The sequence below is a fragment of the Legionella feeleii genome, assembly GCF_001467625.1.
Classification (GTDB): domain Bacteria; phylum Pseudomonadota; class Gammaproteobacteria; order Legionellales; family Legionellaceae; genus Tatlockia; species Tatlockia feeleii.
In genome coordinates, this window is sequence record NZ_LNYB01000023.1 from 49,653 (window position 1) to 66,509 (window position 16,857).

The window sequence follows — 16,857 nt, forward strand, 5'->3', positions numbered from 1 at the left end:
CTTAGACCTCTTTCGAAACTCTACTGCAAAGAGCAATTGCTTCGTGGTACGATGCTCGAATCCTCATGTACTAGTATGTACGCTGCGGTTCTGCGCTTCGTGCCTCCTCGAAAGGAGTCTGTTAATATCGAACTCAGATTCGTTAGGACTATCCTTTATTTTGACAACAGAAACGTAGCACCAGCTTACGCTAAATTCAATAGACTTTTTTCGAAACTGGGCTGTAGCGGCCTATTGCTTCATCCCTACCCCTTGATCTTGTATAAGTACGATGCATTTTATGGGATAACGTTCAAACAGAAATCTGTTTTTATATCGAACCTACGTTACTTAAAAGGGCATGCAATCCTCAAGTATGGTCAAATTAGCATACGCTAAAACTAGCCATTTACTGCCTTCCTCTGCAAATTTGATTTGCACCCGTGTTTGAGCACCACTCCCTTCAACAGCAAGTACCACTCCCTGGCCAAATTTAGCATGGGTTACATTTTGGCCAAGCTTTAAGCCCGCTTCTTTTGCAACGGCAGAGGCTAAGTTTTTTGGCGATACGGGTGTTTGCATACGTGATTTGACACGTACTTCATCTAACAAACCTTCGGGTAATTCCCGTAAAAAACGTGAGGGTCGATGATACTCTTCGCGTCCATATTGACGGCGAACTTCGGCATATGACAGGACTAGTTTCTCCATCGCTCGCGTCATACCCACATAACACAAACGACGCTCCTCTTCTAAACGGCCAGGCTCTTCTACAGACTGTCTGCCTGGGAAAACACCTTCTTCCATACCAACCAAGAAAACCAATGGGAATTCCAAACCTTTGGCGGCATGCAAGGTCATCAGATGCACATAACGTTCATGCTCCTCAGCCTGCATCTCGCCTGCCTCCAAAGAAGCATGGGCCAGAAAGGCAACCAATAAAGGCAATTCTTCCTCAGCATCTTGTTCATAACGAAACTGTTTGGCGGCATTGATCAATTCTTGCAAGTTATCCAAACGTGATTCTGATTTATCACCTTTTATTTTTGCAAAGTGTGCATACAAACCACTGAGTTCGATGACGGCCTCGATTTGCCCGTCTAACTCCATATGGAGAGTATGGGTCTGCAGTTTTTCAATGAGTGCCATAAAATTAGCTAAAGCGGAGGCAGCACGTTGCGGCAAAAGCTCTTTTTGCAAGATAAGCTTGGCCGAGCGCCATAAAGAAATCTGTTCTGTTTTCGCTTGCTGACGCAACTCCTCCAGCGTTTTTTCGCCGATACCACGGGTAGGAAAATTCACAATGCGCTCAAACGCTGTGTCATCATCACAATTAGCCAGGAGACGCAGGTAAGCGAGTGTATCTTTTACCTCTGCCCGTTCAAAAAAACGTACACCACCATGAATACGGTAAGCAATACCGGCACGCAATAACGCTTCTTCTATAACACGTGATTGGGCATTGGAGCGATACAAAACTGCAATTTCATGTGCACCACGACCCTGATTAATTTCCATCGTAATGCGTTCACTGACAAAACGCGCTTCTTCCAATTCATTGAAAGCACTATAGACAACAATCTTTTCGCCAGCAGCACCAGCAGTCCACAAACTTTTGCCCATCCGTGAATTATTGTTGGTAATCAACGCATTTGCAGCATCCAGAATTGTCGCTGTTGAACGATAATTTTGTTCCAGTTTAATAATTTGGGTGCCTTTAAAATCATGCGAAAATTGCTCAATATTTTCTACTTTAGCACCACGCCAGCCATAGATAGATTGATCATCATCACCTACTGCCATTACCGCCGCATGTTCACCTGCAAGTAAGCGAATCCAAGCGTACTGTATTGTATTGGAATCTTGAAATTCATCCACCAAAATAGCTTGGAACCGTTGGCGGTAATGAGCCAAGAGATCAGCGTTATCGCGCAATAATTCATGGGTACGTAACAATAGCTCAGCAAAATCAATCACTCCGGCAGTCTGACATGCTTGTTCATAAGCCTTGTAAATCTGTATTAGCGTGCGAGTTGGGCCATAAGGCAGCGCATTAATATGCTGCGGCCTTAAACCTTCATCTTTTTTACTATTAATAAATGCCTGGGCTTGTTTTACCGGCCACTGCTCATCATCGAGATTCAAAGCAGCAATCACCCGCTTAATAATGCGCGCCTGATCTTCACTATCCAGAATGTGAAATTGTTCAGGTAATTTAGCCGCTTGGTAATGCCGACGCAGTAAGCGGTGGCATAAGCCATGAAAAGTACCAACCCAAAGCCCCAACAAGGGTGTTTTAAGCATGGCGTTTAGCCGTGCCTTCATCTCACCGGCTGCCTTATTGGTAAAAGTTACCGCCAGAATCGCATGCGGAGATAATTGCTGGTGCTCAATAAGCCAGGCAATACGACTAACCAGTACTTGTGTTTTACCACTTCCTGCACCAGCCAAAACAAGGATATTGCCTAAAGGCGCAGTCACCGCTTCACGCTGTTTCTCATTTAATCCATCAAGCAGTGCTTTCATTAATCCCCTCTTGTAGACGCATTAGATTTCAAAAAAAAGTATTATCTTAAATTTAGCAGTCAAAGACAAAGTTTTGCTATGCTAATTTTATCCGGTTCACAGGGGCAGGACTTACGAAAAACGCCAAATTTTAGAACAGATCGGATTTTTTCGTAAGTCCTGAGAGTATCTTTTCAATATCCCTGTGCAAGTATAAGATGATAGTAAAAATTAGCGAGCCTATTATGCATACTCTCTATCCTCCCATTAAGCCTTACAAATGCAGCGAATTACCGGTTAGTGAACCACATGTACTTTATGTGGAAGAAACCGGTAACCCAGCTGGTTTACCAGTGTTCGTGCTACATCCGGGGCCAGGAGCCGAGGGAGCCAACCATCTGCGTCGTTTTTTTGATCCGCAAATTTATCGCATCGTCTTATTTGATCAGCGTGGTTGCGGGCGCTCAACGCCCCATGCTGAACTTAAAAATAATAACACGCAAAATTTGCTTGATGACATCGATACCATTCGTGATTACTTAAACATCACCCGCTTTGTATTATTTGGTGGTGGCTGGGGTTCGCTGCTGGCTTTGCTCTATGCTCAATTATATCCCCAGCAGGTACACGCCTTATTGTTACATCATGTTTTCTTAGGCAGACAAAGGGATATAGACTGGTTTTATCGCCAGGGTGCAAATCTAATCTATCCGGATTATTGGCAAGAATTCATTAGCCTGGTTCCCGTGGAAGAGCAAAATCACATTACTGATTATTATGCCAGATGCCTACAAGGCGACAATGAAGTCGCTCGTATGGCCGCTGCCAAACACTGGGCATTGTGGCAAGCACGCTGCAGTAGTTTACAACCCCATGTGAATGTTATTGAGCACTATAGCGAACCCCATTTTGCTCTGGCACTTGCCACCCTGGAATCGCATTTTATTAATAATCACTTTTTTATTGAGGAAAATCAGGTTCTGGCTAATGTACATAAAATTAGACATCTGCCTACTTATCTCATTCACGGTCGTTACGATATGATATGTCCATTGGTTGGGGCTTGGGAATTACATCAGGCTCTGCCTGCTTCCAACTTAAGAATAGTGAGAGAAGCAGGTCATTCGGATCAAGAAACAGGGATTATTGATGCGCTTATTGCTGCCAGCAAAGAAATTTCTCGTCAAGGTTTGGATGTATGCTAGTTGTAGTTCAACGGGTTAGTGAAGCAAAAGTCGTTATTAATCAGCAGATTGCGGGTGAAATCGCTCAAGGCCTATTAATTCTCTGTGGTTTTGAAAGGGCGGATCAAGAATCTACACTGCTTCATATGCTGGAAAAATGCCTTAATTATCGCATTTTTAGTGATGAGCAAGGCAAAATGAATTTAAGCCTTAAGGAGATAGGAGGTGGTTTATTATTAGTACCTCAATTTACCTTAGTAGCGGACACAAAGAAAGGCTTACGCCCCAGCTTTTCCAAAGCAGCAACACCAGAAACAGGCCGATTACTATTTAATCAACTCCTGCATTTAGCTTTTAAAATGCATCCTAAGGTAGCCAGTGGCCAGTTTGGTGCTGATATGCAAGTTCATCTTTGTAACGATGGTCCAGTCACTTTTTTACTGCAATTCTAGGGTCTGTTGCATGGCGACTATCATGGCCGAAAAGCATTGCTTTCCTGCGCTTCGCTGCTCGTATGCAACCATGTAAACCGCGCTGCGATGCCCGTAAATCAATGCTTTTCGACTCATGCAAGCAGAATGTCAACAAACCCTGGAATTAATAGCAAGATGCGGTTATTCCTGTGATTTGTCTGCCAGGAATCGTTTTCAAGACACGGAAAGTGTTGTAACATCAACTCTCGCAATCAAAAATTAAAATAATCATGCGCTTAATTGGTATCTTCGCGACCTTGATCAGCTCGTTCATTTTATCTGCCTGTGTACACAAAGGTCCAAATCCTGACGATCCTTACGAGCCGCTTAACCGCGAAGTCCACAAATTTAATATGGCGTTTGATGCAACTTTTTTAAAACCCCCAGCAAAATTTTATAAAGCAGTGGTACCTCCACTGGTGCGACTGGGCGTCAATAATGCCTACAATAATATAGCAATGCTGCCGACCGTCGCGAATGATGTACTCCAGGCTGACTGGCGCTATACGATCAAGGACAGCTGGCGCTTTTTGATAAACTCCACCATCGGAGTAGTGGGTATTTTTGATGTAGCGGATAAACGCTTTAGTTTGCCGCCGCACTATAATGATTTAGGGTTAACTTTTGCCAAATGGGGCGATAAAAAATCCCCCTATATTGTTATACCTTTCTTGGGGCCCAGCACCATCCGTGATGGCATGGGTATGGTCTTCGATTATACAGTGTTTACTCCTTATCCCTATCTTTTCAGTGATGGGATTATTTATGCATTAGCTGGACTGAGGTATGTCGATCTACGCTCGCAATTACTTGAAAATGAGCGTTTAATGGAACAAGCCTTGGATAAATATGCCTTTATCCGTGATGCCTATTTGCAGCATCGTCAATTCCGCATCACTGGTGAACAAGATAATGGTTCTCTTTATGTTGATGAGAATGAGGAAGGCGGGGAAGACTATATTGATGACGAAGAAGAGCCAGCCCCGGCAGCATCTAAAAAAGAATCTAAAAAGAAATAGCCATGCTGCACATAGCACTCTACCAGCCTGAAATTCCACCCAATACAGGTAACATCATTCGTCTGTGCGCTAACAGCGGCGCACAGCTTCATCTCATTCATCCATTAGGATTTGAGTTGGATGACAAGCGCATGCGGCGTGCTGGTCTGGATTATCACGAATGGGCCAATGTAATCCACTATCCTGATGAGCAATGCTTTATAGAAAAAAATCAACAGCGTCGGATCTTCGCCTGCACAACTAAAAGTCAAAAAAATTATAGTACAGTCGACTATCAAGATGAGGATCTTTTACTTTTTGGACCTGAAACAAGAGGCTTACCGGCCGATTTAAGAGAGCGCTATACAGCCATCCGTATTCCAATGTGTGCGAACAGCCGAAGTTTAAATTTATCTAATTCTGTGGCGATTATTCTTTTTGAAGCATGGCGCCAATTGCAGTTTAAGGGTAGCGTTTAAGCTAGAAAAAAGAGGAGAAAACCATCTCCTCCAAGATAGCAACCTAAGAGGAAACTAGAGTAGCCAGGCAACGCATATAATCCCCTGCAATATCTAACCCGGTTTCCGCTTCTATTTCTTTAATACAGGTAGGGCTTGTAACATTAATTTCGGTTAAATAATCCCCTATCACATCTATTCCAACAAAATATAATCCCTTGGCTTTGAGCGTTGGCGCAATTTGCTGGCAAAGCCAACGATCTCTGTCTGTAATCGCTACAACCTTACCCTGAGCACCTGCAGCAAGATTACCACGTAACTCCCCTTTTGCAGGAATACGTGCCAGTGCATACGGCACAGGCTCACCGTTAATTAATAGGATGCGCTTATCACCAGAACTAATAATTTCCGGAATGTATTGCTGTGCCATCACACTAATCTGTTGCCCTTTAGTCAGCACCTCCAGTATTACCGATAAATTATGAGCTTTCTCATTAACATGAAAAACTGAACTCCCTCCCATTCCTTCAAGGGGTTTAAAAATAACATTGCGATGCTCATGCCAGAAAGCACGTAAGCGATTCATATCCCGACTAACTAAGGTAGGTGGACAGCACTGCGGAAAATTGAGTGTAAAAAATTTTTCATTGGCGTCACGTAAACTTTGCGGTTTATTGGCTACCAAAACCCCTTCATTCTCCGCTAAATCTAAGGCATAGGTTGCATAGATGTATTCCATATCAAATGGAGGATCTTTACGCATTAAGATAATGTCAAACTCTGCTAAAGCGCGTTCACCCAAAGAAGTGCTTTCCGCCCAATTCTCACTGGTTTCATCTCCCACTTTAATGGTAGACATTTGTCCATAGGCACGCCCCCCCTTACAATACAAATCGGCAAGAGTAAAATAGACACAAGACCACCCCAGAGCTTGTGCGCCCTTAAGCATAGCAATGGTTGAATCTTTATAGGGCTTTAATTTGTGCAAAGGATCCATCAGCACAGCAAGTTTCATGTCTACTCTCCTCCGACCGCTGCAATTTCCCTTGCTGCAGCAAGAGCAGCAAGACGCGCTATAACGCCATAAGCGTAAAAACGGTTAGGACAGTCAACTACCGCCAAATCATTACGTGGCATATTGCAAGCCTGAGCAAACGCCAATGGTTCAAAATGCATACCGGGTGCATTCAGATTTTCGTTCGTTCCTCGCCCTTGATGGACACGATAAAAACCGCCCACCACAAATTGGCCAATCATATACACAACAGGTTCTGCTACTGCGCCATCTGGCATGGTTTCAAAGGTGTATACGCCTTCCTGAATCATTACACGGTCTACCTTTCGACTTCCCTTACTGACAGCCATGCGGGTACGCTGCTTGCGATTAAGTTGGCGTAATTCCTCCGCATCATGCACCATCATCACACTCATTCCATAGGTACCATTATCTGCTTTGACAACCAGGAAAGGCTTCTCTGAAATTTCGTAAGTTGCGTATTTATCTTTGATTAAAGCGAGCAATTTATCAGCTTGTTCAGCTAAATTATCCACCCCTTCCTGAGCCATAAAATCAACACCATCCACCGCAGAAAAATAAGGATTGATAAACCAGGGATCAATATCCACTAATTGCGCAAACTCTGTAGCGACCTGATCAAAAAAATGGAAATGACTGGATTTCAATCTTGAAGACCAACCTAATTTTGCTGTTGGTCTTATCGCTTGCTTTAATCCTTGTAAAATTTCCGGTATTCCTGAGGATAAATCATTATTTAACAATAGCATGCAAGGATTAAAATCAGCTAACTCAACTCGATCGCCATGTCGCTGTATAGGTTCAATGAGCAAGCTTACACCCTCATCGGTACGCATTTCTGTAGGTGTTGTTAACTCCGGATCCAAACTGCCTATACGTACTATAAAACCTGCTTTCATAAAAATATCACGCAAGACAGCGAGGCTCTGTAAATAAAAACGATTACGCGTGTGGCTCTCCGGCAGTAACAAAATCTTTTTACAAGTGGGCAGGTAGTCATCCAGGACGGATTGGGCAGCCTGGACACACAAGGGCAGAAAATCACGATTCAGATTATTAAAACCCGCAGGAAATAAATTGGTATCTACCGGTGCTAATTTAAACCCTGCATGGCGCAAATCCACTGAAGAAGTCAGTGGCGGCGGCGTTTCCCGCCATTTTTGCCGGAACCATGTCTCGATTGTCGCTACCTGATTCAAGATAATTTTTTCTACATGATGTAAAGGACCGTAATGTGCTGTGGTCAAATGAGGTACAGGAACATCCTCAGCTTGCATGCTCTCTCCCGTGATAAATAATCAAAAGATGGTAACCCAGGTTAGAGACTGAATCAAAGCATGAAAACTATTCTTAATCCAGCAGAACAATCTAAACGCCCAGATATCACTCTGATTTTATCCGCGTTATAATTGTTCTTTGCTATAAGTCCAGAGCTTTTGAGGAACCTATCAAAGAGGTGGTAAGACTGTTTTCTTCCTCATTCCAGTCATCCGCTTATAGTTTGATAGTTTTCTAATTCTCAGTAGGATTAATGAGTGAGTATCAAGCGTGAGTAATTCTAAAACTTTATTGGCAATCATCCTGTTAATAATGTTGGGTTTTATCTGGGGCTCAGGTTATAGCCTGGCTAAATATGCAATGACTAACGGTGTGCCGCCCTTAGGTTATGCATTCTGGCAAGCATTGGGTCCAGCCCTGTTATTATTACTGACCAGTTTTATTACCCAAAATAACACTATACTCCAACCCCGAAATTGGCCCTTTTTCCTTATATGTGGTTTGGTAGGTATTGCGATACCCAATACTAATATGTATTTCATTGCGCCTCATATTCCAGCAGGCTTACTAGCAGTTTTGGTGAACACAGTGCCCCTGTTAGTTTATCCCCTGGCTTTGGCGGCTGGTCAGGAACGTTTTGATGTATGGCGCATCCTTGCTCTCGTGTTAGGTATGACAGGTATTTTGCTCATCATTGCCCCGGACAATGGACCTTTATTTTCAAGCTGGACTTTACTTGCTTTAATTAGCCCACTGTGTTTTGCACTTTGTTCGATTTATATTGCAGCCTATCAACCCCAGAAATTAAACGCCTTGCAAGCCGCCAGCGGCATGTTACTGGCTGCATCCCTGTTGTTGACACCCATAGTCATCCAACAACAGGCATTTTATCCTCTCAGCACACCTTTCACGACAGCCAAGCAAGTTGTTCTATTAGAAATTATACTATCCAGCCTCGGTTATATACTGTTTTTCCAACTCGTTCGCCTGGCTGGCCCTGTTTTCTATAGTTTGACTGGCGGCATGGTTGCCTTAACCGGGTTATTCTGGGGGTTTGTTGTGTTTAATGAAACACCAAACTACTTACAAAGCCTGGCTATCTTTTGCGTCATCAGCGCTCTTTTTCTGGTATCATGGCGACAATCAAAACAACCGCAGGGAGCTTCTGTAAATGTTAACTGAAATCATGCAGCAATATGAAAGCCAGATTCAAACCATGCATTATCTTCTCATGCTAATCACTGCCATCCTGCATGTTCTCTTTGCCGGGGCAGTAGCACGTGATGCAGGTCATTTATACAAGCTGGGACAACGCCCTGCGTTGGTATCTGCAGCAACCTGGGCTTTCGCTACGCTGATTGGCGGTGTTATTACAGCCGCTATATACTGGTTTATCCATCATTCAACGCTCACCAGACCTGCCCTAAGAGAGACACCATGACTGACCCTACTGTTACTATCATTGACGTTCATGAATTAAAAAAACGCCAAACGCTTGAGCCTCATTTATGTTTAATTGATGTTCGCGAACCCGATGAGTGGGAGGAAGCCCGCATTCCCGGGGCTCTACATATTCCCAAGGATACTCTGCCTGCCTGTATCGAGACAGAAGTTCCTGAGCGACATAAAGCTATTTATCTTTATTGCAAAGGCGGCGTGCGATCTCTATACGCAGGACAATACCTGATAGCTATGGGATATCAGGAAGTTTATTCCATAGATGGCGGTATTATTGAGTGGGCGATGTCTGGCTATCCAGTAGAGGTGTAAATAACAAAACAAACACCCTGCGTTTTGCAGGGTGCTGAATTGGCTATTGATATTGAATTGATACAGGCGGTTCTGTCTGTGCCTTGTGTTCCTCAGTAGCCTCGCTTCCAGTCCGTTTCTCAGATTCCGTAGTAGAGACTTGTGGGACTGGGGATGACCATAACCTAAATCCCCAGGACGTACTGGCACCTGATTTTTTACTTAACTCTTCGGCTTTACGTAACTCTTCAGCTTTACGTAATTCTTCAGCATGCTTTAATTCATTTCGGGTTATAATACGGTGCTCTGCTTCAGTACTAACCGTAGTACACATATGAAGATAAGCAGGAATACTTAATTCTTCAATCGTTGAAAACGCATGTTCTTGTTTAAAACCATTGAGAGAAGCCCCTTCAACATACACATGAGAAGCAATAAAATTTTTTGCTTTACCAATTAACAATCGGTAGTCTTCATAATCAAGCGGGTTTTCCGGTTTTAAACCTATATTAACAAGCAAACAACGGAAATAAGTACTCCCCTGATAAGATTTACTTTTCTCAGAAGGCTTGGTAGCTTTCAAATCCTTTGCAATAATATCGAAAATATTTTCGCCGTAGCTGTCAGCGATAATCGCTAACTCAAGCAGCATTAACCCTGTCATAATCCGTGCGTTTTCGGGTTGCGTTTTCCCTGCGGAATGTAAGAGCAATTTTGACTGATCGATAAATTGCACCTGATGGCGTCGTGGTTGTCTTAGCTTGTCTACCGATTCAGCACGATGCTCCCCTCTAAGGGTAGCTCTCGTATCCGTGAAGCCATCCTCATTCCTGGTACTGTCCTCCCTGGTAGTACCATCCATAATGTGTTGATATTCTCTTACCTTAAAAACCATTGTGTTTCTCCTTAAAAATCCATGAATGGTTAAGTGAAATCTATTTCACCATCGACCAGTGTAAACTAACTAAATTCATTCGTCATGGCTTTTCTTTAATCTAATTAATCAATTTATATTCCTATGATTAAATTTTAAAAGCGTCCTGCCTAACCGGCTTTTCTTCTAAAAATCAAAACGTTATTCACAAATTTGGGCAAATTTTCCAAATTATAAGCATCTCCTTCTATTTACCAACTGCTCAAACTCCTTTAGGATGCCGCTATTTAAATTTTATTAATGCTCGGGAGCAATAATGAAAAAAAGCATCAGCGTCTTACTCTTACTTTGTGTTAGCACGGTGTTTGCTGAAATAAAGCCCCCCAGACTTGTTGTCCAGCTTGTTGTCGATCAATTGCGTGGCGATTTAATTAACCAATATCATCGAAAATTTGGTAAAGACGGCTTCAATTATTTGTTGGCGCATGGTCTTGATTACAATAATGCCCATCATCCACATGCAAATACCGTCACCTGTGTAGGCCATGCCACTATTGCCACAGGCAGTTACCCAGCCTTGCATGGCATCGTCAACAATGATTGGTATGATAAACAGACACAGCAAAGTATTTATTGTGTTGAAGATAAGCAAAGTAAGATCTTACCTACGTCACGCACAAAAAAAGAACTGGTTGGGCGCTCACCCCGTAATTTGTTGGCCTCCACCTTAAGTGATGAGCTTGTATTGTCTCAAGCGGGTCGGGCGTTTGCTGTCTCCCTGAAAGATCGCGGCGCCATTACCCTGGCCGGCCACGCGGGGAAGGCATTTTGGTTTGACAAAGAAAACGGTGGTTTTGTGACCAGTCGTCACTATTACGAAGCCTATCCGCAATGGGTCAATCAATGGAATAAGGGTTATGAAGCGAAAAATGAAACCTGGGCTTTGAGCAATGAAGCGGTTAATTACCACTATGCGAATGCCCCTACCTTCAAAAATCGCTTCCCAGGTTTTGGCCGTGAATTCCCCCATCATTTGGGAGCCCCTGACTCACCAACCTATTATAAATTTTTATCCATGACTCCTATTGCCGATGAGTTAACCGCTGATTTTGCCATCCATCTCTTACGTGAAGAAAAATTAGGCGCCAGCAGTGATAAAACCGATTATTTAGCCATCAGCTTTTCTGCCGTTGATGCAATTGGACATCAATTCGGCCCCAATAGCCTTGAATCGGAAGATAATCTATTACGGCTCGATAAAACACTGGCAAAATTATTAGCCGCCATTGACAAGCAAGTTGGCCTTGAAAACGCCCTGATTGTATTAACCGCTGATCACGGTGTCAGTGATTCGCCGGTCTACCTTGCTGCCCATCAAATCAAGGAAAATAATTCCTTAAAATTGCCTGCATTACAAACATTAATCGAACAAACATTAGCGAAACGTTTTCAATTACCTCCTGAAAGTTTGCAAGCTATTTCACTACCTTACATCTACCTTAACCATCAACTGATTAACGAACACCAATTATCCGTTAATGAAATCAGCACTTACCTCGCCGAGGCTCTCCGGCAGCAAGCGGCGATTTTTCAAGCTTATCCAATGCCTCTTGCTAACACTGAGCATGATTGGTTAAGTGCCAAAGTAGATAAAATGGCTTTTCCCAATCGTTCCGGGGATCTGTATCTGGTTGCTCCGCCTTATCAAGCCCTGGCCGACAAAAGTGAACAGCGTGTAGCCCATGGAACCCCTTGGCAATACGATAGTTATGTTCCTTTATTATTTGTTAACCCAGCCTTCAAAGCGCAGCGAATTAGCAAAATAGTCAGCACCACCGATATAGCACCGACCCTTGCCGCTATCCTGGCGATAAAATACCCCTCTGCGGCTGTCGGACAACCGTTGCCGGAAGTCATGCAACTATTTGAAGCAAGGACTTGAAATTAACAATAGCTGCCACTACCTTTAATCTAAATTACGTCAGTTCGATATAAAAAGCAGAATCCAGTTTTTATATCGTTAAACGATCTTAAATACGGGTAGGGATTAGTCATGAATAATATGAAAACCTTCATTTTGTTGGCTGCCTTAACTGCCTTGTTGCTGGTCATTGGTAGTCTATTAGGTGGGCGTACAGGTTTATTAATAGCGCTTGGATTTACCGTTATTATGAATTTCGGTGCCTATTGGTACTCTGATCAATTGGTTTTACGCATGTACAATGCCCAACCATTGGATCCGAGCCATCCGGTCTATAGCATCGTGGCACAATTAGCCGCCAAAGCTCAAATTCCCATGCCGAAGGTTTACGCCATCGATAACCCCACACCAAATGCCTTTGCGACAGGCCGTAACCCTGAACATGCAAGTATTGCTGTAACCAGCGGTTTGTTAAGCCGTATGACCCAGGAAGAGTTAACGGGCGTCCTTGCTCATGAGATGTCGCATGTTATCCATCGCGATACATTAATTAGTGTCGTAGCTGCTACGCTTGCCGGAGCAATCAGCAGTGTTGCTAATTTGTTCATGTGGACCTCGATGTTCAGCCACTCCTCCGATGAGGAGCGCCCTAATGCGTTGGTAAGCATACTGATGATGGTGCTTGCCCCTCTGGCAGCTGGTTTGATTCAAATGGCTGTTTCGCGCTCGCGCGAGTATGAAGCCGATGCCGGTGGCGCTCAATTATGCGGGCATCCCTTATGGCTCGCCAGTGCTTTAGCTAAACTTGAAAATGCTAACCAACAGGGCCAATTTCAAGCGGCTGAAGAACATCCAACCACTGCTCATATGTTTATTGTTAATCCTTTAAGTGGGGAACAATTAGCAGCGCTGTTTAAAACGCATCCTGTAACCAGCGAACGGATAAGACGTTTACAAGAAATGGCAAGAGGTGCCCCTTTCGACTAAAGCATGTGGGGAAAACGCTCCCTACCAGAAAAACTCTCAAAACCGTGCAATTGATATCAGCCTGAATTCGATTTAGGAAAGAAGAATTCCTTTTCCAGGTCGAATTGGACTAATTTTGACGGAATCGCGTTCAAACGATGCTCTCTTTTGCAGGTTAACGACATAAAGAGTATGGGTATTTTTTATGTCTTCATGCTAATTAATAAGATGGGCCATGGATAACTTGCGTTATCACAATATTCTAAGGATAATTCGCCTATTTGCAGCCACTAGTTAGGTTAGGTATGGAACAGTTAGGTCAGTTTATTGTAAATCATTGGGGGCTCTGGCTTGCCTTAGTCATTGTTTTATTAATCATTTTTATTAATGAATTACAAACCCAGAAAAAGCGGGCCAAGGAACTTTCACCGCAAGCGGCTGTTAATCTGATCAACCATGAAAATGCTGTGGTGATTGATCTCCGCGAAGCGGAGGTTTTCCGGAATGGGCATATTCTTGACGCTATCCGTGCTACGGCTGATGACTTTAACGAACAGCGCATGGACAAATACAAAACAAAGCCGTTAATTATTGTGTGTGCACGTGGCTTGCAATCCTCTCAGCTCGCCACCAAATTACGTGAAAAAGGATTTACGCAACCAATGGCTTTAGCGGGTGGCATGGCCGCATGGCAAACCGCTGAATTGCCTGTAGTCAAGGGAAAATAAAATCATGGCTGAAGTAATCATGTATAGCACCGCCTACTGCCCTTATTGCATGCGTGCACGGCAGTTATTGGAAAGCAAGGGAGTCTCCTATACCGATATCCGTATCGATGATGAACCTGCTAAACGGGATGAAATGATAGCAAAAAGTGGTAGACGTACCGTGCCACAAATATTCATAAACGGCCAACCAATAGGTGGCTGTGATGATATGTACGCTCTGGAACACCAAGGGCGATTAGATGAACTTTTACGAGGATAAATAAACAATGTCAGAACAAACCAGTGATATGCAACAAGATACCGAAGCGCAATTTATGATTCAACGTATTTATACAAAAGATTTATCGTTTGAAACCCCTAATACACCTGCAGTTTTCCAACAACAGTGGGAACCTGAGTTAACACTGGATTTGAATACCCAGAACACACAATTAGAGCAAGGGGTTTATGAGGTTGTACTTTCTGTTACTGCAACCGTCAAAAATCAAAAGGCGGTCGCTTTTTTAGTAGAAGTGAAGCAAGCCGGTATTTTCACAATCCAGGGTGCCGCTGGCCAACAGCTCGATCATTTATTAGGTAGTTTCTGCCCAAGCATTCTTTTCCCTTATGCGCGTGAAGCCATTACTTCACAAGTTATTCGTGGCAGTTTCCCTCAATTGGTATTAGCACCGATTAATTTCGACGCGCTTTATATGCAGCAATTAGAAGAGAATCAAAAAGCAGCGGACAAAACTGAGACAACAAGCCATTAATTATGAAAAAATCAACGATTGCCATACTTGGCGCTGGTTCATGGGGCACTGCTGTTGCCATTCACCTAGCAAATTATGGTAATCAGATCATGCTGTGGGGCCATAACCCCCAGCATGTTCAAGATATGATTGAACAGCGTTGTAATAATCGTTATCTGCCTTCCGATAGGTTTCCAGACTCGCTGCAACCCATCGCCGACCTCACTCAATGCTTAAAGTTAGCCAAGGAAGTGATTATTGCTGTTCCCTCTCATGCCTTTGCTGGCTTATTGGAGCAATTACCAAAACCAGCCCATGGCTTGTCTTGGCTCACCAAAGGGATTGACCCGCTTAGTCACAAACTACCGAGCCAATTGGTTGCGGAAAAATGGGGAGAATCTTACCCCATAGCGATTATTTCAGGTCCTTCATTTGCATCGGAGGTAGCCAAATTATTACCTACCGCATTGACCCTGGCGAGTAATAATTTGCCTTATCAACACACTATCCAATCACTCTTGCACCACGATAATTTACGTGTTTACTTAAGCAACGATATTGTTGGCGTTCAAATCTGCGGTGCAATAAAGAATGTACTGGCTATCGCCTGCGGTATTAGTGATGGCTTGGGGTATGGAGCAAATGCCAAAGCTGCGCTCATCACCCGAGGGCTGGCTGAAATGAGTCGTTTAGGCATTCGTATGGGAGCTCGCGAAGAAACATTTATGGGTTTGGCTGGCGTTGGTGATCTGGTATTGACTTGTACGGATGATCAATCCCGTAATCGGCGTTTTGGTTTACAATTAGGCCGCAGCATTAACCTTGTGGAAGCAGAGAAGCAAATAGGCCAAGTCGTTGAAGGAAAGCATAACGCCGCACAAATTTGCATGCTTGCCAAGGAATTAGGAGTGGATATGCCGATCTGTACCCAGGTCAATGCGCTTTTAAAAGGGGAGATCACTCCACAACAAGCAGCCATCAATTTATTGAACCGCTCCCCACGCGAAGAATAAGCCAACACGCATTCAAGTAAGCAATCAGCTCAAATCTTCAATGCAGCGTCGCGTTCTGGATTGCTTTGGCGAGGCTCGTAACAGCAAGATAGACAGACCTGGTGATAGCGACTTCTTTCGAAAAATTGCTGCTATGGAGAGTTTCGAAAGAAGTCTACTCACCACATCCCCAAGGCGCTCCACACCCCAAATCAAACTGTTGTAACCCCAAATTTTCTTTAGCCTTGCCCTCTGCCGAGGACTGCGCTAATTGAGTAATAGGTTGCTGAAACATGGTTTGGTTAATTTGCTGTTCAAGCTTGTTCAACCGCTGCAAAGCGTGTGCATCCAGGCTCTTTAGCTCGTCAAGATTTGCATGAATGCAAGGGCTACATTCCAGACTTTGATGAGGTAAAAAGCGAAAGCCAGTGCGCTTAATTAAGGCACCCAATTCATCATCCCCTGTTTGCCAAAGAGGGTACCATAACGTTCTTCCTTGATATAAATCATCTTGTTGCTCAAACTCTTGCAAGTTGGCATAACGCCTTGAATCGAAGCGCCGCTTCCCAGAGACAATGTAAGCCTCACAGGCCGGGTCCAAATCATCTAAATGCGTAAGAATGGCCAAGCCTTTGAGAAAGCCGGCACACCATTGAAATTTTTGACTTGGGAATTGTTTACGGTCAATAACCATCTCGGCAAAAGTCGCCGGCGCAGATAAGACATGCACTACAACCCCTTGCTTGCGCGCATAGTCAGCACAAGCAGAAACCCTCGTTGCCCAGGAGGCAGCAGCCCACCCTGTTTCCACATAGACAAAGTGAATTCCTGCCAAGCCTTTCTCAATTAAGGCTTGCATTGCAGCTAATGAATGATTTCCGAAATTACCAATGATTATAGGTTGCATTCTGAGATGATGGATGGTGCCCAGGGCCGGAGTCGAACCTGATTTTAACCTATTGATTTTAAATAATATAAATAATTA

General features: G+C 43.6%; 18 protein-coding genes. 13 read left to right on the forward strand and 5 right to left on the reverse strand.

Features of this window, described 5'->3' with window-relative positions:
* Positions 1-330: 330 nt before the first annotated feature.
* Positions 331-2,505 carry a DNA helicase II gene (gene uvrD, locus Lfee_RS03950; RefSeq protein WP_058444096.1) on the reverse strand — a complete coding sequence of 725 codons (2,175 nt, stop codon included), beginning with the start codon at positions 2,503-2,505 and terminating at the stop codon, positions 331-333.
* Positions 2,506-2,729: 224 nt separating this feature from the next.
* Between uvrD and pip the strand changes: the two genes are divergently transcribed.
* The 4 genes from pip to trmL all read left to right on the forward strand — a co-directional run bounded on the left by pip (position 2,730) and on the right by trmL (position 5,618).
* Positions 2,730-3,689: a prolyl aminopeptidase gene (gene pip / locus Lfee_RS03955; protein WP_058444098.1), complete on the forward strand. Its 960-nt coding sequence runs from the start codon at positions 2,730-2,732 to the stop codon at positions 3,687-3,689.
* Complete coding sequence (gene dtd, locus Lfee_RS03960) at positions 3,683-4,120, forward strand: D-aminoacyl-tRNA deacylase (RefSeq protein ID WP_058444100.1); 438 nt, start codon at positions 3,683-3,685, stop codon at positions 4,118-4,120. Before pip ends, dtd begins: the two co-directional genes overlap by 7 nt.
* 251 nt (positions 4,121-4,371) lie before the next feature.
* Positions 4,372-5,160 carry an MlaA family lipoprotein gene (locus Lfee_RS03965; RefSeq protein ID WP_058444102.1) on the forward strand — a complete coding sequence of 263 codons (789 nt, stop codon included), beginning with the start codon at positions 4,372-4,374 and terminating at the stop codon, positions 5,158-5,160.
* Between the two features lie 2 nt (positions 5,161-5,162).
* Entirely contained in the window at positions 5,163-5,618 is a 456-nt protein-coding gene (trmL, locus tag Lfee_RS03970) for a tRNA (uridine(34)/cytosine(34)/5-carboxymethylaminomethyluridine(34)-2'-O)-methyltransferase TrmL (RefSeq protein WP_058444104.1), read from the forward strand.
* A 43-nt stretch (positions 5,619-5,661) separates the two neighbouring features.
* Here trmL and gshB read toward each other — a convergent pair whose 3' ends face one another.
* Positions 5,662-6,612, reverse strand: a complete 951-nt coding sequence (gshB, locus tag Lfee_RS03975; RefSeq protein WP_058444106.1) for a glutathione synthase — start codon at positions 6,610-6,612, stop codon at positions 5,662-5,664.
* A 2-nt stretch (positions 6,613-6,614) separates the two neighbouring features.
* Complete coding sequence (gene gshA / locus Lfee_RS03980; protein ID WP_058444108.1) at positions 6,615-7,910, reverse strand: glutamate--cysteine ligase; 1,296 nt, start codon at positions 7,908-7,910, stop codon at positions 6,615-6,617.
* A gap of 271 nt (positions 7,911-8,181) precedes the next feature.
* Here gshA and Lfee_RS03985 point away from each other — a divergent pair, with 271 nt between their 5' ends.
* From Lfee_RS03985 to Lfee_RS03995, 3 genes are read left to right on the forward strand one after another with little or no spacing between them, the layout of a single operon-like run.
* Positions 8,182-9,093 carry a DMT family transporter gene (locus Lfee_RS03985; RefSeq protein WP_058444109.1) on the forward strand — a complete coding sequence of 304 codons (912 nt, stop codon included), beginning with the start codon at positions 8,182-8,184 and terminating at the stop codon, positions 9,091-9,093.
* A complete protein-coding gene (locus Lfee_RS03990; protein ID WP_058444111.1) occupies positions 9,083-9,352 on the forward strand; it encodes a hypothetical protein in 270 nt (89 codons plus the stop codon). Before Lfee_RS03985 ends, Lfee_RS03990 begins: the two co-directional genes overlap by 11 nt.
* The gene (locus Lfee_RS03995) at positions 9,349-9,681 is read left to right on the forward strand and encodes a rhodanese-like domain-containing protein (RefSeq protein ID WP_058444113.1); all 333 of its coding nucleotides are present in this window, start codon (positions 9,349-9,351) and stop codon (positions 9,679-9,681) included. The genes Lfee_RS03990 and Lfee_RS03995 overlap by 4 nt, the downstream gene beginning before the upstream one ends.
* Before the next feature lie 43 nt (positions 9,682-9,724).
* On the opposite strand, the gene Lfee_RS04000 is transcribed toward Lfee_RS03995, so the two are convergent.
* Positions 9,725-10,555 (reverse strand): hypothetical protein, encoded by an 831-nt coding sequence (locus tag Lfee_RS04000; protein ID WP_058444115.1) that lies wholly within the window; start codon positions 10,553-10,555, stop codon positions 9,725-9,727.
* Between the two features lie 295 nt (positions 10,556-10,850).
* Here Lfee_RS04000 and Lfee_RS04005 point away from each other — a divergent pair, with 295 nt between their 5' ends.
* The 6 genes from Lfee_RS04005 to Lfee_RS04030 all read left to right on the forward strand — a co-directional run bounded on the left by Lfee_RS04005 (position 10,851) and on the right by Lfee_RS04030 (position 15,893).
* A complete protein-coding gene (locus tag Lfee_RS04005; protein ID WP_058444117.1) occupies positions 10,851-12,476 on the forward strand; it encodes an alkaline phosphatase family protein in 1,626 nt (541 codons plus the stop codon).
* Positions 12,477-12,587: 111 nt separating this feature from the next.
* Entirely contained in the window at positions 12,588-13,442 is an 855-nt protein-coding gene (gene htpX, locus Lfee_RS04010; protein WP_058444120.1) for a zinc metalloprotease HtpX, read from the forward strand.
* Between the two features lie 284 nt (positions 13,443-13,726).
* Positions 13,727-14,149, forward strand: coding sequence for a rhodanese-like domain-containing protein (locus Lfee_RS04015; protein WP_058444122.1), 423 nt, complete (start codon positions 13,727-13,729; stop codon positions 14,147-14,149).
* A gap of 4 nt (positions 14,150-14,153) precedes the next feature.
* Positions 14,154-14,408, forward strand: a complete 255-nt coding sequence (gene grxC, locus Lfee_RS04020; RefSeq protein ID WP_058444124.1) for a glutaredoxin 3 — start codon at positions 14,154-14,156, stop codon at positions 14,406-14,408.
* 7 nt (positions 14,409-14,415) lie between these two features.
* The gene (gene secB / locus Lfee_RS04025; RefSeq protein ID WP_058444126.1) at positions 14,416-14,901 is read left to right on the forward strand and encodes a protein-export chaperone SecB; all 486 of its coding nucleotides are present in this window, start codon (positions 14,416-14,418) and stop codon (positions 14,899-14,901) included.
* A gap of 2 nt (positions 14,902-14,903) precedes the next feature.
* A complete protein-coding gene (locus Lfee_RS04030) occupies positions 14,904-15,893 on the forward strand; it encodes an NAD(P)H-dependent glycerol-3-phosphate dehydrogenase (RefSeq protein WP_058444128.1) in 990 nt (329 codons plus the stop codon).
* Positions 15,894-16,047: 154 nt separating this feature from the next.
* On the opposite strand, the gene Lfee_RS04035 is transcribed toward Lfee_RS04030, so the two are convergent.
* Positions 16,048-16,779: a phosphoadenosine phosphosulfate reductase domain-containing protein gene (locus Lfee_RS04035; RefSeq protein ID WP_058444130.1), complete on the reverse strand. Its 732-nt coding sequence runs from the start codon at positions 16,777-16,779 to the stop codon at positions 16,048-16,050.
* Positions 16,780-16,857: the final 78 nt, after the last annotated feature.

Bases quoted from the DNA above. Each gene is read 5' to 3' on its own strand.
- htpX (WP_058444120.1), top strand. From the start codon at position 12,588: ATGAATAATATGAAAACCTTCATTTTGTTGGCTGCCTTAACTGCCTTG.
- Lfee_RS04015 (WP_058444122.1), top strand. From the start codon at position 13,727: ATGGAACAGTTAGGTCAGTTTATTGTAAATCATTGGGGGCTCTGGCTT.
- gshA (WP_058444108.1), bottom strand. From the start codon at position 7,910: ATGCAAGCTGAGGATGTTCCTGTACCTCATTTGACCACAGCACATTAC.
- Lfee_RS03990 (WP_058444111.1), top strand. From the start codon at position 9,083: ATGTTAACTGAAATCATGCAGCAATATGAAAGCCAGATTCAAACCATG.
- dtd (WP_058444100.1), top strand. From the start codon at position 3,683: ATGCTAGTTGTAGTTCAACGGGTTAGTGAAGCAAAAGTCGTTATTAAT.
- grxC (WP_058444124.1), top strand. From the start codon at position 14,154: ATGGCTGAAGTAATCATGTATAGCACCGCCTACTGCCCTTATTGCATG.
- secB (WP_058444126.1), top strand. From the start codon at position 14,416: ATGTCAGAACAAACCAGTGATATGCAACAAGATACCGAAGCGCAATTT.
- Lfee_RS04005 (WP_058444117.1), top strand. From the start codon at position 10,851: ATGAAAAAAAGCATCAGCGTCTTACTCTTACTTTGTGTTAGCACGGTG.
- Lfee_RS04000 (WP_058444115.1), bottom strand. From the start codon at position 10,555: ATGGTTTTTAAGGTAAGAGAATATCAACACATTATGGATGGTACTACC.
- Lfee_RS03965 (WP_058444102.1), top strand. From the start codon at position 4,372: ATGCGCTTAATTGGTATCTTCGCGACCTTGATCAGCTCGTTCATTTTA.
- Lfee_RS04035 (WP_058444130.1), bottom strand. From the start codon at position 16,779: ATGCAACCTATAATCATTGGTAATTTCGGAAATCATTCATTAGCTGCA.
- Lfee_RS03995 (WP_058444113.1), top strand. From the start codon at position 9,349: ATGACTGACCCTACTGTTACTATCATTGACGTTCATGAATTAAAAAAA.
- pip (WP_058444098.1), top strand. From the start codon at position 2,730: ATGCATACTCTCTATCCTCCCATTAAGCCTTACAAATGCAGCGAATTA.
- Lfee_RS04030 (WP_058444128.1), top strand. From the start codon at position 14,904: ATGAAAAAATCAACGATTGCCATACTTGGCGCTGGTTCATGGGGCACT.
- trmL (WP_058444104.1), top strand. From the start codon at position 5,163: ATGCTGCACATAGCACTCTACCAGCCTGAAATTCCACCCAATACAGGT.
- uvrD (WP_058444096.1), bottom strand. From the start codon at position 2,505: ATGAAAGCACTGCTTGATGGATTAAATGAGAAACAGCGTGAAGCGGTG.
- gshB (WP_058444106.1), bottom strand. From the start codon at position 6,612: ATGAAACTTGCTGTGCTGATGGATCCTTTGCACAAATTAAAGCCCTAT.